The 14,114-nt window shown below is 50.9% G+C and carries 18 protein-coding genes; 6 read left to right on the forward strand and 12 right to left on the reverse strand.

Annotated features, from left to right (window positions below):
* Window positions 1-6 precede the first annotated feature (6 nt).
* From nuoF to HJV72_RS05200, 4 genes are read right to left on the reverse strand one after another with little or no spacing between them, the layout of a single operon-like run.
* Complete coding sequence (gene nuoF, locus HJV72_RS05185; protein WP_208069266.1) at window positions 7-1,794, reverse strand: NADH-quinone oxidoreductase subunit NuoF; 1,788 nt, start codon at window positions 1,792-1,794, stop codon at window positions 7-9.
* Window positions 1,795-1,814: 20 nt separating this feature from the next.
* Window positions 1,815-2,189: a (2Fe-2S) ferredoxin domain-containing protein gene (locus HJV72_RS05190; RefSeq protein ID WP_049727311.1), complete on the reverse strand. Its 375-nt coding sequence runs from the start codon at window positions 2,187-2,189 to the stop codon at window positions 1,815-1,817.
* 22 nt (window positions 2,190-2,211) lie between these two features.
* Window positions 2,212-2,769, reverse strand: coding sequence for a sensor histidine kinase (locus tag HJV72_RS05195; protein ID WP_208069268.1), 558 nt, complete (start codon window positions 2,767-2,769; stop codon window positions 2,212-2,214).
* A gap of 2 nt (window positions 2,770-2,771) precedes the next feature.
* Window positions 2,772-3,266, reverse strand: coding sequence for an NADH-quinone oxidoreductase subunit NuoE family protein (locus HJV72_RS05200; protein WP_006442449.1), 495 nt, complete (start codon window positions 3,264-3,266; stop codon window positions 2,772-2,774).
* A 276-nt stretch (window positions 3,267-3,542) separates the two neighbouring features.
* Here HJV72_RS05200 and HJV72_RS05205 point away from each other — a divergent pair, with 276 nt between their 5' ends.
* The 5 genes from HJV72_RS05205 to HJV72_RS05225 are packed head-to-tail and all read left to right on the forward strand — an operon-like array spanning window position 3,543 to window position 6,783.
* A complete protein-coding gene (locus HJV72_RS05205) occupies window positions 3,543-3,887 on the forward strand; it encodes a DRTGG domain-containing protein (RefSeq protein ID WP_208069270.1) in 345 nt (114 codons plus the stop codon).
* A gap of 3 nt (window positions 3,888-3,890) precedes the next feature.
* Window positions 3,891-4,313, forward strand: coding sequence for an ATP-binding protein (locus HJV72_RS05210; protein ID WP_049727308.1), 423 nt, complete (start codon window positions 3,891-3,893; stop codon window positions 4,311-4,313).
* Window positions 4,314-4,334: 21 nt separating this feature from the next.
* Window positions 4,335-5,717: a [Fe-Fe] hydrogenase large subunit C-terminal domain-containing protein gene (locus HJV72_RS05215; protein WP_208069272.1), complete on the forward strand. Its 1,383-nt coding sequence runs from the start codon at window positions 4,335-4,337 to the stop codon at window positions 5,715-5,717.
* Window positions 5,718-5,719: 2 nt separating this feature from the next.
* Window positions 5,720-6,049, forward strand: a complete 330-nt coding sequence (locus tag HJV72_RS05220) for a hypothetical protein (protein ID WP_208069274.1) — start codon at window positions 5,720-5,722, stop codon at window positions 6,047-6,049.
* Window positions 6,046-6,783: a PHP domain-containing protein gene (locus HJV72_RS05225; protein WP_208069275.1), complete on the forward strand. Its 738-nt coding sequence runs from the start codon at window positions 6,046-6,048 to the stop codon at window positions 6,781-6,783. The genes HJV72_RS05220 and HJV72_RS05225 overlap by 4 nt, the downstream gene beginning before the upstream one ends.
* A gap of 29 nt (window positions 6,784-6,812) precedes the next feature.
* On the opposite strand, the gene HJV72_RS05230 is transcribed toward HJV72_RS05225, so the two are convergent.
* From HJV72_RS05230 to HJV72_RS05250, 5 genes are read right to left on the reverse strand one after another with little or no spacing between them, the layout of a single operon-like run.
* A complete protein-coding gene (locus HJV72_RS05230; RefSeq protein WP_208069276.1) occupies window positions 6,813-7,505 on the reverse strand; it encodes a response regulator in 693 nt (230 codons plus the stop codon).
* A complete protein-coding gene (locus HJV72_RS05235) occupies window positions 7,502-8,929 on the reverse strand; it encodes a sensor histidine kinase (protein WP_208069277.1) in 1,428 nt (475 codons plus the stop codon). Before HJV72_RS05235 ends, HJV72_RS05230 begins: the two co-directional genes overlap by 4 nt.
* A 17-nt stretch (window positions 8,930-8,946) precedes the next feature.
* A complete protein-coding gene (locus HJV72_RS05240; RefSeq protein ID WP_208069278.1) occupies window positions 8,947-9,600 on the reverse strand; it encodes a potassium channel family protein in 654 nt (217 codons plus the stop codon).
* A gap of 16 nt (window positions 9,601-9,616) precedes the next feature.
* Window positions 9,617-10,957, reverse strand: a complete 1,341-nt coding sequence (locus HJV72_RS05245) for a TrkH family potassium uptake protein (RefSeq protein ID WP_208069279.1) — start codon at window positions 10,955-10,957, stop codon at window positions 9,617-9,619.
* Complete coding sequence (locus tag HJV72_RS05250) at window positions 10,954-11,430, reverse strand: hypothetical protein (protein ID WP_208069280.1); 477 nt, start codon at window positions 11,428-11,430, stop codon at window positions 10,954-10,956. Before HJV72_RS05250 ends, HJV72_RS05245 begins: the two co-directional genes overlap by 4 nt.
* Before the next feature lie 196 nt (window positions 11,431-11,626).
* Between HJV72_RS05250 and HJV72_RS05255 the strand changes: the two genes are divergently transcribed.
* Window positions 11,627-11,992: an ACT domain-containing protein gene (locus HJV72_RS05255; protein ID WP_117770902.1), complete on the forward strand. Its 366-nt coding sequence runs from the start codon at window positions 11,627-11,629 to the stop codon at window positions 11,990-11,992.
* Window positions 11,993-12,012: 20 nt separating this feature from the next.
* Here the strand turns inward: HJV72_RS05255 and HJV72_RS05260 are convergent, their stop codons facing one another.
* The 3 genes from HJV72_RS05260 to HJV72_RS05270 are packed head-to-tail and all read right to left on the reverse strand — an operon-like array spanning window position 12,013 to window position 14,112.
* On the reverse strand, window positions 12,013-12,483 hold the full coding sequence (locus HJV72_RS05260) for a precorrin-2 dehydrogenase/sirohydrochlorin ferrochelatase family protein (protein WP_208069282.1): 471 nt from the start codon (window positions 12,481-12,483) through the stop codon (window positions 12,013-12,015).
* Window positions 12,476-13,135 (reverse strand): precorrin-8X methylmutase, encoded by a 660-nt coding sequence (locus HJV72_RS05265; protein WP_208069284.1) that lies wholly within the window; start codon window positions 13,133-13,135, stop codon window positions 12,476-12,478. The genes HJV72_RS05260 and HJV72_RS05265 overlap by 8 nt, the downstream gene beginning before the upstream one ends.
* Window positions 13,132-14,112 carry a bifunctional adenosylcobinamide kinase/adenosylcobinamide-phosphate guanylyltransferase gene (locus HJV72_RS05270; protein WP_208069287.1) on the reverse strand — a complete coding sequence of 327 codons (981 nt, stop codon included), beginning with the start codon at window positions 14,110-14,112 and terminating at the stop codon, window positions 13,132-13,134. Before HJV72_RS05270 ends, HJV72_RS05265 begins: the two co-directional genes overlap by 4 nt.
* Between the last annotated feature and the right edge of the window lie 2 nt (window positions 14,113-14,114).

Here is a 14,114-nt window from a genome sequence, read left to right on the forward strand (position 1 = left end):
CCTCCATTACTCTTTGTAAATAGCACCGAAACGGCATTTTTCCATACATGCTCCACACTTGACACATTTATCCTGGTTGATGACGTGCGGTTCTTTGACCGCTCCGCTGATTGCATCATTCGGGCATGTTCTTGCACATAACGTACATCCTTTGCACTTGTCGGCGTCAATCTTGTAAGAGAGAAGCGCCTTACAGACACCGGCCGGACACTTCTTGTCTACGATATGCGCCACATATTCATCTCTGAAGTAGCGCATCGTTGACAGTACCGGGTTCGGTGCCGTCTGTCCAAGAGCACAAAGAGAGTTGGATTTCAGATGGGCCGCCAGCTCTTCCAGCTTATCCAGGTCATCCATCGTTCCCTGTCCGTTCGTAATCTTCTCCAGTATCTCAAGCATACGTCTTGTACCTACGCGGCAAGGGGTACATTTGCCACACGACTCATCCACCGTAAATTCCAGGAAGAATTTGGCGATGTCGACCATACAGTTATCTTCATCCATGACAATCAGCCCGCCGGATCCCATCATAGAACCGATGGCGATAAGGTTGTCATAATCAATCGGTACATCAAAGTGCTCTGCCGGGATACATCCGCCGGACGGCCCGCCTGTCTGTGCTGCCTTGAACTTCTTACCGTTCGGGATGCCGCCGCCAATCTCTTCTACGATTTCACGAAGCGTCGTTCCCATCGGAATCTCTACAAGGCCCGTATTATTGACTTTACCGCCCAGGGCGAATACCTTCGTCCCCTTGGACTTCTCTGTTCCCATGGAAGAGAACCATTCCGCTCCGTTGAGGATGATCTGCGGTATGTTGGCCAGCGTCTCGACGTTGTTCAGAATCGTAGGCTTCTGGAACAGGCCCTTAAGTGCCGGGAACGGCGGACGCGGACGCGGTTCGCCTCTGTTTCCTTCGATGGAAGTCATGAGTGCCGTCTCCTCGCCACAGACGAAAGCTCCGGCTCCAAGCCTGATATCAATATCAAAATCAAATCCCGTATCAAAAATATTCTTGCCTAACAGGCCGTATTCTCTTGCCTGGTTAATAGCGATATTCAGACGCTCAACGGCAATCGGATATTCTGCACGCACATAGATATAGCCCTGTGAAGCGCCAATCGCATATCCGGCGATAGCCATCGCCTCCAGTACGACGTGAGGGTCGCCTTCCAGTACGGAACGGTCCATGAACGCTCCCGGGTCACCTTCGTCGGCATTACAGCAGACATATTTCTGGTCAGCCGCATTGGCGGCCGCGAACTTCCACTTCAGACCTGTCGGGAAACCGGCTCCGCCACGCCCGCGAAGGCCGCTGTCCAAGATAATCTGGATGACTTCTTCCGGCTTCATGCTTGTAAGCACGGTGCCCAGTGCCTCATATCCGCGTGTTCCTATGTATTCTTCTATATTCTCAGGATTGATGACACCGCAGTTACGCAGCGCAACCCTGTGCTGCTTCTTATAGAAGTTCGTCTCCTGCAATGGCAGGATCTCTTCGTTCTTTACTGTCTCATCATAGAGAAGCCGGGTAACAACCCTTCCTTTTAACAGATGTTCTGATACGATTTCCGGGATATCTTCTTCTTTGACCATCGCATAGAAAGAACCTTCCGGATAGACAATCATAATCGGGCCGAGGGCGCATAGTCCGAAACATCCGGTCTTCACTACGCCGACTTCTTCTTCCAGCCCGTTCCTTTTGATTTCCGCTTCCAGCCTTTCCCTGATCTTCTGGCTGCCTGAGGAAGTACATCCGGTTCCACCACAAACCAATACGTGTGAACGATACATAATTCGTATACCTCCCTTTTCTATTTTTGTACAGCGCCTAATGTATATTTCGCGACTACCTGGCCTTCTTTCAGATGGAGTCTGAATACTTCCATTGCCTTTTCAGGTGTCATCTTTACATACGTCACTTTTTCTTTGCCTGGTTCCAATACTTCTACAATCGGCTCATACTGGCACAGCCCGATACATCCGGTAGGTGTCACGCTGATCTTTTCAGCCAGGTGCTCCTCCTGGACCGCATTGGAAAGTGCGGTGAGGACAGGTCTTGCCCCGCTGGCAATCCCGCATGTTGCCATGCCGACAACCACTCTCGTCTGTGATGCACTCTCAGACCGTACGCCGACTTTGCTTTCATTCTTCTCTCTTATTGCCTTCAGTTCTTCCAGAGACTTCATATGCATCCTCCATTCCTGCTATTTAAACTGATTTACCATCGTCTGTTTCTTCTTTGTTCGCATCCAGATACTCCTTGATGAATCCGGACACTTCCGCATCCTTAAAGGACACGCCGCCTAATATCTCTTTCATTTCTTTCGTATCCAGCACAAATTCCTTCTCGTCATAAGCATATCTATAATGAAAGTCGACAGGCTCATTGAATACGATGAGCGTATGCATTGTCGTATTAATATCACCTAACGGCATTCTGTCTATATGGGATAATCCAAAAACTGCTTCTACTCTTGTGCCAATTCCTTTTCCGGATGTAATGCCAAACCTTCCGCCCGTGCTCTCAGCAGCCTGCTTGAAAAATGGGATGCCAAGCCCTACCTTCCGGGTAGTCCTTGTCGTATAGAACGGGTCTGTAACACGCTTCACCTGCTCTTCATCCATACCGCATCCATTGTCATCAATTACCACCGTCAGCGTATTTGCCTCCGTGCTGATGAGCACTTCGATTGTTATGTAATCCGCTCCCGCGCGGATGGAATTCTCCGCCACATCCAGAACGTTCAGTGATATTTCCGTCATCATGGCTATTCATACTTAGCCAGAATATCGTCGATATCGTCTACCGTAAGCCTTCCATACACCTCATCATTGATCATCATGACCGGCGCCAGTCCACAGGCACCTACACAGCGGCAGGCATCCAGTGAAAACTTGCCGTCAGGCGTGCATTCGCCGCCGACGATGCCAAGCTTCTCCATGAGTTTGTTGTAGATGTCCCCGGAACCTTTGACATAGCAGGCCGTACCAAGACAGACCGATATGCGGTATCTGCCCTTCGGGCTTAAGTTGAACTGGGAATAGAATGTGGTAACTCCGTATATCTTTTCAAGCGGAATTCCCGTCTCATTAGAAATAATCTTCTGAACCTCGATGGGCAGATAGCCATAGATATCCTGGGCTCTTTGCAGTATAGGCATCAGGGCGCCTTTTTCATCTTTCAATTCATTGATTACTCCTAACAGTTCTTTTTCTTGTTCCTCTGTTCCGGTGAACTGAACTGTTGTTTTCTTAGAAAGCATTTTTTTACCTCCCTTTACTGTCTTATTTAGTCATGTGACTATTACGTTGAATTACCATTTCATTCTAACATACAAAAATACAAAAATCTACACCTTTTTATTGTGTATTTTGTTAAATGAAAACCATTCTTGTTTGTTATTCCTCTAACGTCCTGTTAAAAAATACACAAATTACAGACCTGTTTTTTAGTTGTTTTTCACAATACATGTTGATTTCCCATTTTCTCAATGTTATACTATATTCATATTAAAATAAGAAGTGTACAGGAGGAAGATATGACAATCAGGAAGATAAAATCCTTACTGGAAGCAGATGTTTTGTGCGGGGAAGGGTATCTGGACGAAGACGTCAGCTACGCTTTTTCATCCGATATGATGAGCGATGTCCTGGCGTACGCAGAGGAGCAGTCTCTCCTGCTCACGAGCCTGTGCAATCCGCAGGTAATCAGGACGGCGGAGATGCTCGACATTCTCTGTATCGTATTTGTCCGGGGCAAGTATCCGGACCCGAACATGCTGAGGCTGGCCGAGGAGAGGGGCATCGTTATACTTGCCACATCACGGGGCATGTTTACGACCTGCGGCTTATTATACAGCAACGGACTACTTGGAGGTGCATAACACATGGGCGACAACCTGACTTTCCACTACATAATATCCGGTGACGACTTCACAAGGGCCGGGGAAGCAAGCAGCGATTTAAAGAACAAGCTCAAGATGATAGGAGCAGACAATAACGTCATCCGCAGGACAGCCATCGCCATGTACGAAGGCGAGATTAATATGGTTATCCACGCCGGCGGCGGAGAGATAACCGTCGACATATCCCAGGACAATATCCGTATCGTCCTGGCGGATAAAGGACCCGGAATCGCGGATGTTGAAAAGGCAATGCAGAAAGGATACTCCACAGCGCCGGAAGAAGTGCGCGCCCTCGGTTTCGGCGCGGGCATGGGGCTTCCCAACATGGAAAAGTATACCGACTGCATGCAGATTGACTCTGAACTGGGAGTCGGAACTACGGTAACGATGGACATTCACATGTAACTTGACAAGGAGGGGTTCCGGTTGGATAAATCAGACAAATTCTTTCATTCCGTACATCTGGACGAAGATGCGTGCAAGGGCTGCATCAATTGTATCAAATACTGTCCCACGCAGGCTATACGGGTCCACAACGGCAAGGCCAAGATAACGCCCGAGTTCTGCGTGGACTGCGGACGGTGCATCCGTTACTGCCCGCACCACGCGAAGGTGGCATTGTATGATTCCCTGGAGGAAATCAAGAACTATAAGTACACGGTCGCGCTCCCTGCACCATCCTTATATTCACAGTTCAATAACCTGACCAATGTGGATATCATATTGAATGCATTCATTTCCATGGGCTTTGATGATGTATTTGAAGTGAGTGCCGCAGCGGAACTGGTATCTGACGCCACCCGCAAGTACATCAGCGAGCACCGGGACGACGCGCCGTTCATCAGTACCGCCTGTCCGGCCATCGTCAGAATCATACGGGTCAAGTACCCTACCCTGCTGCCCCGCCTGCTGCCGCTCAAGCCGCCGGTGGAAATCGCGGCGGAGATTGCCCGTGCAAGAGCAATCGAAAAGACCGGCTATCCTCCGGAGGATATCGGAATCTTCTTCATCTCCCCATGTCCGTCCAAGGTGACCTACGCACGTTCCCCTCTCGGCGTGGAGAAGAGCCAGATTGACAAGGTCGTTGCCATCAAGGACGTGTATCCCGTCCTGCTGCAGCACATGACGCACGACGAGAGCAGGCTCTCACCTATCGCGGCTTCCGGCCGCATCGGCATCGGATGGAGCAACGCAGGCGGGGAATCCGCCGGCCTCATAACAGACAATTACCTTGCCTGCGACGGCATCATGAGCGCACTCAGAGTGCTGAGCGATCTGGAGGACGAGAAGTTCTACGGACTGAAGTTTGTGGAGCTCAATGCGTGCAACGGCGGCTGTGTCGGCGGTCCTCTCACCGTGGAGAACCCGTACATTGCCACTGCTAAGACGAAAAAGCTGCACCGGTATCTGCCTGTAGCTCAGACGCATGCCAGCTCATATGACAATATTGAATACCACTGGTCCGCCTATGTAGAATATGAACCGGTATTCCGTCTCGGCAAATCTTTCCGGGAGAGCCTGGAACTGATGGGAACGGTAGAAGACATCACCGAACAGCTACCGGGACTGGACTGCGGCTCCTGCGGAGCGCCTACGTGCAGAGCGCTTGCTGAGGATATCGTCAGAGGCGAGGCGACGCGGAACGACTGTATCTATGCCTTCCATGAATACATCAACAACCTGTCAAAGGAGATCGGCTTCCTCACACAGTCTCTGAACCTGTCCTGTGGCAGCAACGATGATTCGATGAAGATACTGGAAGATTATATCAAGAAGCTTACAACGGAATTAGAGCGAAAGGAGCGGTAATTATGACAGTTCAGACATTGATCGAATCCGGCCTGTTTAAAGTAGAGGTGCCCGGAAGCATTTCCAGGTCCATCAGCAAGGTATTCTGCTGTGACCTGCTGAGCATCGCCATGGGCAAAGCGCCTGAAAATGGTGCCTGGGTTACCGTCATGGGCAACAAGAACACACTGGCGGTGGCGTCGCTGGCGGACATCTCCTGCATCGTCCTGGCAGAAGGCATCCGGTTCCAGGACGAAGAGCTGGAATGTGCAAGGAGGGAACAGATTGCAGTGTTTTCCACCGAGCTTCCGGTATTTGACGCAGGTCTTAAGATACAGGAACTGCTCTCATGAAAGGGCTGTACTACGACCTCCACATCCACTCCTGCCTGTCCCCCTGCGGGGATGACGACATGACCCCTGCCAATATCGTCGGCATGGCGGCCGTAAAAGGGCTGGATGTCATCGCCCTTACGGATCACAATTCCTGCAAAAACTGTCCCGCAGCGCTCATACATGGTAAGAATTATGGTGTAACCGTCATCCCAGGCATGGAGCTGACGACAGCGGAAGAAGTCCACGTCGTCTGCCTCTTTCCGTCACTTCGTGATGCCATGGCATTTGACAGATATATATATGAACATATCCTTCCCATCCAGAATAAGGAGGAAATCTTCGGAAAGCAGCAGATCATGAACGAAGAAGATGAAGTGACAGGCACGGTCGAACGGCTGCTCATAAGTGCCACCGACATCTCCTTTGACAACGTATTCGGGCTCGTTGCCTCCTATCATGGCACCGCCTATCCGGCCCACATAGACAAGACGACGACAAGCCTGCTCTCAAACTTGGGATTCGTGCCACCGGACAGCACCTTCCGATGTGCAGAGATACACGACTTCAGGCATCTGCACCAGATACGGCGCGAGCACCCTTACTTCCTGAACTGCAGGATGATAAGCAGCTCCGACGCCCACTACCTTCCTGATATACACGAGGCAGAATATCAGATATACCCTGCCGGCCGAGAGGCCGCCGACGTAGTGGCCTATCTGCACGCGCCGCCTCAAGATGCCGGGGATACTTAACACGGAACGGCAAAGGGGTAGGCCCCATTCTATTCACAGAACCGGTACCCTACCCCGATTTCTGTCAGTATGAATCCAGGATTGGCGGGATCTTTTTCTATCTTCCTTCTTAAGGTTGCCATGAATACCCGCAGGTTCCCGGCATCTATCTCGCCGGAATAGCCCCATATTTCCCTTATGATGTAGTTGTGCGTGAGCACTTTGCCCTGGTTGGCGATAAGCAGGAGCAGTATCTTGTACTCGATGGGCGTCAGGTGTACTTCCTCTTCTCCCACCGACACTTTACGTTTCTCGTAGTCAACTGTAAGACCGTCTTTTACAAATACGGCATCTGTGCCTCCGGTACGGATACTGCCAAGCTTGCGCATCCCTACCCGGACCCGCGCCATAAGCTCGCCCATATAGAACGGCTTCGTCACGTAGTCGTCCGCCCCCGCGTCCAGCGCTTCTATCTTCTCCCGCTCCTCCTGTCTGGCTGAGACGACGATAATCGGAATCTCCGACACTTCCCTCACGTTCCGGATGACTTCCATGCCGTCCCCGTCCGGGAGCCCCAGATCCAGAAGAATCATATCCGGCCTGTTTGCGTAGAACAGACTCTGTGCCTCCTCCACCGTCCTTGCGACGAAATATCCGTAGCCTTCTTTTTTTAATGTCATGGAGATAAAATTCAATATATATTTATCGTCCTCTACAATCATAATCGTCATAGTTTCACTCATAGTTCATCTGCCTGCTCAGCAGGCAGCCAGAATACAAATCTGGCCCCTCCCCCACTTCTGTTTTCCGCCCATATCTCTCCGCCGTGGGCACTTATGACCTGGCGGCATATGGCAAGGCCAAGTCCGATTCCCCGCTTCTGATCCATACTTTCACCGGACAGTGATACGAACTCGTCAAATATCTTCTCTTCCATGCCCTCTTCGATGCCAGGGCCGTCGTCCTCGATGCTCACATATACCCGTTTTCTGTGAAATGAAGCAGCGAGGATAATCTTCCCGCCCTCCTGCGTATGCTTGACAGCATTGTCCAGTATGTTGACCAGCACCTGCATAATCATCTTGCCATCTATCTCTGCCATGATGACCTGCTGCGGGAGCACGACGCGGAAGTCCCGCTGTCCAAGTCCGATGACATGGCGCTCCGCCTCGTTTATGACATCGTCAATCACTTCTTTGCTCTTCTCCACAAACTGCTGGCCGCTCTCTATCTTCGTCATGTTCAGAATATTGACTACCATCTTCATCAGCCACATGGACTGTTCCATGATGTCCTTCAGAAGCTGCTTCTCCTCTTCCCTGTCCATCTCCTCAGAATCTATGATGAGGCTGCAGTCGCCGAGGATTCCGGTCAGCGGAGTACGAAAGTCATGGGAAATGCTCCTGAGCATGCTGCTCTTCATATGTTCTCGTTCCATCTCCACCTTCGTCCGCTCCTGCTCCGCGTATATAAGCTCCCTGTCCAGGGCAATTCCTATCTGGTTCGCCGCGGTCTTCACGAGCAGATCTTGCTCTACGGTAAATCCCTGGTTGTGGTTGAACACCTTCAATATCCCTATCTGCTTGACGATGCCGATAATTGGAAACATCACATAATCCTTGGACATGTATTCCTTCGCCGCATCTGCCCTCACTTCTTCTCCGAGCAGTTCTACGACGCTCTCATACCCTGTGTGCTCATAGATATATCCGATACCGAGCTCTATGATATTCTCCTTGCCGGTGACGTTGATGAACCGCTCTGACATCTCATAGAGCTGTCTCGCCGCCTCTTCATTCTTCTTGGAGATGAGCATCTGCTTCTGAAACCGTACGGTCAGACTCGATGATATGACTGCCGCGATGAGGAAGAAGCCCATGAGCGCCACATCATTCGGATTCATGATGGCAAAGGTATGGACCGGCACTGTAAAAAAATAGTTGAACATCATGACGCTGACGACAGCACCTGCAATCCCGTACTCATAGCCCTGGGTACATGTACTTATAATCAGCACGCCGACCATGAATACCATAAGCACATTTTCCTTCTCCACACCTACGTTCTTCAGAATGATGCAGACGATGCTGGCAGTCAGCACAATGAGCATCGTCCGGACCGTGTATATGAACTTTTTATTGCTGATTATCTTCTTTATCTTCTCCATGCACTTATCATAGCACCCTACTTGATATTTGCCAATATTTTATCTATGTCTTTCTTAAGGCCCACTACCATCAGATGGTCTTCGGCCTCCAGCTTCCTGTCCGCCTGCGGCAGAATCTGCAGATGTCCGCCTGATTTGATGCCAAGTATGCTTACATGGTATTTCGTGCGGACGGCGAGCTCCTGAATGCTTCTGCCAATCCATGCCGCCACGGGAGGTATCTCGAAGATGGAATATCCTTCCGCCAGCTCCACGTAGTCGAATACGTGGTTGGCACTGTGTTTGACCGCAAGCCGCTCTGCAATGTCCCTGTCCGGATAGATGACTTCGTCCGCACCGTTCCTCAAAAGGAACTTGGCATGGATATCCCTGTTGGCCTTACTTACGACATACCGGGCGCCAAGTTCCTTTACAAGGCTCGTAATCTCCAGGCTGCTCTGGAAGTTGGAACCGATACACACGAAGCAGATATCAAAGTTGCCAACCCCGAGACTTTTCAGCACTTCTTCATTCGTGCAGTCTCCTATCTTGGCCGCTGTCGCAACCGGAAGCAGATCTTCTATATTCTTCTCTTCCTTATCTACGATCATCACTTCGTTGCCAAGCTTTATCATGTTTTTACAGAGATGATGCCCGAATCTTCCCAATCCTATGATCAATACTGATTTCATTTTCCATTCCCCTTTATTATCCTATAATAATACGTTCCACCGGTTCTTTTACCGGAGCTTCCGTCTTATGGCCCCTGAGAGAGAGGGCAAACGTCAGGCTTCCGACTCGTCCGCAGTACATCAGGAATATCAGGATGAGTTTTGAAGCATCTGCAAGACCTCTTGTAATGCCGGTGGACATGCCCACCGTGCCTATGGCGGATACCACCTCAAATGCGGCATCTATTGCCGGCTCCGCCTGTATCGTTATGATAGCCAGCACTGCAGTCAGCACGAGCAGCAGATTCGTACATAATACGGTGCTTGCCTTGCGGACGGCCCCGTCATCCAGCCTTCTCCCGAATACGTTGCAGTACATCTGGTTCCTCAGATTCGCCTTCATATATACGAGCAGCACGACAAAAGTAGTCGTCTTGATGCCGCCTGCCGTCGATCCCGGGCTTCCGCCGATGAACATAAGTATCACCGTCAGCAGCTTGCTGCTGTCCGTCAGCGCACCCGTATCTACCGTGTTGAAGCCTGCGGTCCTGGCCGTTACCGAGCCGAACAGGGAGCACAATATCTGTCCTGAAGTGTCCATCCCCCGAAGCGTATTGTCCCTTTCAAACAGGTATAGGAGAACAGCCCCGCCGAATATGAGGATGGCCGTCACAGACAGGACAATCTTCGTGTGCAGGCAGTATCTGCTTATATGCCACTTATGTATAGAAATGTCATTCCATACAAAGAATCCGATTCCTCCGATAATGATGAGTAGCATGATTACCAGATTGACCGTCCAGTCATCATAATAACCGGTAAAGGAAGAATAAGCCTCCTCCTGTCCCATCAGATCGAATCCCGCATTACAGAATGCGGAGATAGAATGGAAGATGCCGTAGTAGATGCCTTTGACCCATCCGAAGTCCTTCTGGAAACGAAGTGCCAGGATGACGGCCCCTGTCCCCTCAAACACGAGCGTCCCAATCATGATCTTCTTAGCCAGCCGCACGACACCGCCGATCTGCAGGATGTTGACACTCTCCTGCAACGTCCCCCGTGTCCACAGCCCGATCTTCCTTCGCAGTATGATGGCAAAGAATACGCCTATGGTCATAAATCCAAGCCCGCCGATCTGAATGATGGCCAAGATTACCACCTGCCCGAACAGAGACCATTTCTCCCACGTATCCGCAATGACGAGCCCGGTCACACAGACCGCAGAGGTGGAGGTAAACATGGCATCAACCATCGGCGTCGCCTGCGCGTCTCTGCTCGCCGCCGGCGTCATAAGAAGCATCGTCCCGCAGAGGATAATAATCAGATACCCAAGCACGATCATCTGGGTATGGGTGAGTTTTTTCATCATCACGCTCATGCTATCGAGACCTCTTTTCCCGCCAGCAGTGCACTAAGCTGTTCCCAGATCTTTCCGTCCTTACGAAGGATACGTATGTGGAATCTGTAGTACACGCTCTCATTAATCGCTTCATTACATACGCTGAACAGATATTCTGTCCCGTACATCTTTTTCATCAGATTGCAGATGGACAGGTTATCTGCATCTGACTCTGACAGTGCGATAATATACCGTACCTGTTCCCAGTTCTCCCTGATGCAGACGTCCTCTATATATACGGCCTCCACTCCTCTGCCGGTCAGCCACTTTTCCACCTGTCCCCTGTGGCTTCCTCCGCCAAAGACGACAGCCTGGGGCAGCGGTTCCCTTGTATCTTCTTCTTCCTGGAGCTTCCGCTCTTCTGCGGTCCAGCAGTCCACACGGAACATCAGGTACATTCCGTATGCCATGCCTCCCAATACGATCAATCCTAATAAAATATCAGCCAACATATCATCACCTTCTTTTCTTACCCTTAGCATATACGAATTTTCGTTAAGACGGTGATAATATTCATAGAGCCCGCATTAAGATTGTATTTAGATGAAGGAAGGCAGCCATACGTTTCAAATGATAAAGCTGTCCATATCTTTTTCCAGCTGGTATAATGAGACAGATTGAAATATAAGAAAAGCGAGGGATTGTACTATGGAAATAAAGAAAATAGAAGAGCCGTTCTCTGTCTGCAAGGTGAAGGATTATTCAAAAGTCGATCTTCAGGATACATTTTCCTTTGTCGCCAAGACAGACGAAGAGCTGTCGCTCGTCTGCCTGACCCAGTCGGTGCCTGATAACACCACAGAAAGGGAGGACGGTTGGAAAGCCATGAGAATACAAGGAGAACTGGACTTTTCACTCATCGGCATCCTTTCGGAAATATCTACCGTTCTGGCAGAAAACAAGATAGGCATCTTCGCCATATCTACCTACAACACCGATTATATTCTTGTGAAAGAAGAGAATTATAGCAATGCGCTGAAGGCGCTGGCACGTGCCGGTTATGAGATCGTGTAGCGGCTGGGGTCAGGCCCCTTTTAAAAGGGGCCTGACCCCAGCCGCCTGCGTATTTCTTTTACTTTCGCAGGATTCTTCCCGCCGGAATTAATCCCTATCACGATATCATCGCTCTGAACGACAGCCGGGAAGTAGAAGTCACATAATGTCCTGTCATCCGCCGTATTGAACAGGATCTTCCTCCCGCATCTCTGCCCGAAGGCATTACATTCCTCTCCGATATTCCTGTTCACTTCTTCATCGTCTGTCGCCGCCAGTACGATGTGGGCGTTATAGATGTCACCTTCCCTGTATGCCCTGTGCAGGCAGGTGATTCTGCTTTCTGCTTCAAGCTCTGCGAGGGAATCGTGAAGCCGGGGTGCAATGACCGTGATATGATCTGTAAACAGGAGAAGCGTCTTTACGCGCCTCGCTGCAATATTCCCGCCGCCCACCACGACGATTTCCTTTTCTGATATATCTACAAACATGGGAAAATAAGCCTTATCCATCCTGCTGCCCCCGTTCCTCGAGCATGTACAGAAGCGCGTTGCAGATACATGCCGCTATATTGCTGCCGCCTTTTCTCCCTTTTGCCACGATGGACGGCGTCTCCTTTAGCTCCAATATGAGTTCCTTTGCCCGCACGACATTGACGAATCCCACCGATACCGCGATGACGGCCTCCGGCTTCAGCACTCCCTCCCTGACCAGCTCATAGATTCTTACAAGCGCTGTCGGCGCATTGCCCACCGCAAATATTACTTTCTTATCAAGGGCGGCGGCTTTGTCCATGCTTGCTGCGGCCCGGGTCGTGCCGTTTCTTTCCGCGGCAAGCGCCACATCCTCATCCGCCATATAGCAGAGCACTTCTCCCCCGTATTTTGCCAGCCTCTTTTTATTGATTCCGGCTCTTCCCATCTCGGTGTCCGTGACGATGTCAGCCCCCTGTCTGAGCGCCGCCAGCGCACGTTCAACCACCCTGTCCGAGAATACAAGGCTGTGTGCATAGTCAAAATCCGCGCTTGTGTGGATGCACCTCTTCACTATCGGTTCCGTCCCCGGGACAAGCGGGGTACTGCCCAGTTCTTCTGTTATGATTTCAAAGCTTCTCGCCTCGATTTCCGTCGGCAGAACTTGTTCCAGTCCAATATGCTCCATCATCTCTCTCCTCCTTTTATCGTCATCCCAATGCCGCAGACGACCCGGTCTACCCGTTCCGCTATCTGGGCCAGTTCTGTACATATGCGGCCGGCCTGCTCTCTGTATGCCCGCTCGAACGCATCCACCGGAACGAGCCCGCAGCCGATCTCATCTGCTGTTATGACTACATCGGGATTTTGGGCGGCAAGTTCGCCGGCCAAATCGGACGTACACGCCCCCGCCTCCATCATCCGCCGCACGAGCCGTTCAAAATGGCGGATGGCGGTGCATGCATATATCTCATCAAAGCCGCAGCTTCCGCCGTCAATCCAGCTTTTCACGCCGTATGTCCGCTCCGCAAATGCCGTTTTTCCCTGGCAGGCTCCTCCGGTAACCAGTATCATATGTACACCTGTCCCTTTCCCGTATGTGCTTCCCTTTATCTCGGCTGGGATGCCACATACGACTTCTGTCACGCTGGCAGCCATACGTGCAAGCCGCACATTGATTCTTGCCAGCGTCTCCCTGTATCTTAGCATCTCACAGGACGGCTCTCCCTCGCGAAAGACGTCATTTGTCACGACTACAAGGTTACGGCACATCGTATGCAGCAGCTCGATTCCACGTACCACCTCTTCTGCCGTGCGGACTCCCGCCCCATCCGGGCTGTACATCTCATTTGCCGTCAGGTTGGACATGCATTCCAGCAGAATGCAGGGCCGTGCACCTCTGATAGACGCTTCATATGCCGGGCGTCCCTCTTTTGCCAGTGCATGGATTCCCGTATAGCATTCGATTGTCTCAAATCCTTTCTCCCCCCGCATCAGGCGGTGGTGCCGGATCTTCTGTTCCGTCTCTTCTCCGTATGGCATCATCGTCGCGATATAAAGCAACGGTCCGGGTGTCTGCCCGACCTTCTCTCTATGGAGACGGCAGATGAGATCTTCTGCAAATGCGGATTTTCCGCTCCCGCTTCCTCCGGTCACAAGATGCAGCATCG

The organism is Extibacter sp. GGCC_0201 (genome assembly GCF_017566055.1).
GTDB lineage: Bacteria > Bacillota > Clostridia > Lachnospirales > Lachnospiraceae > Extibacter.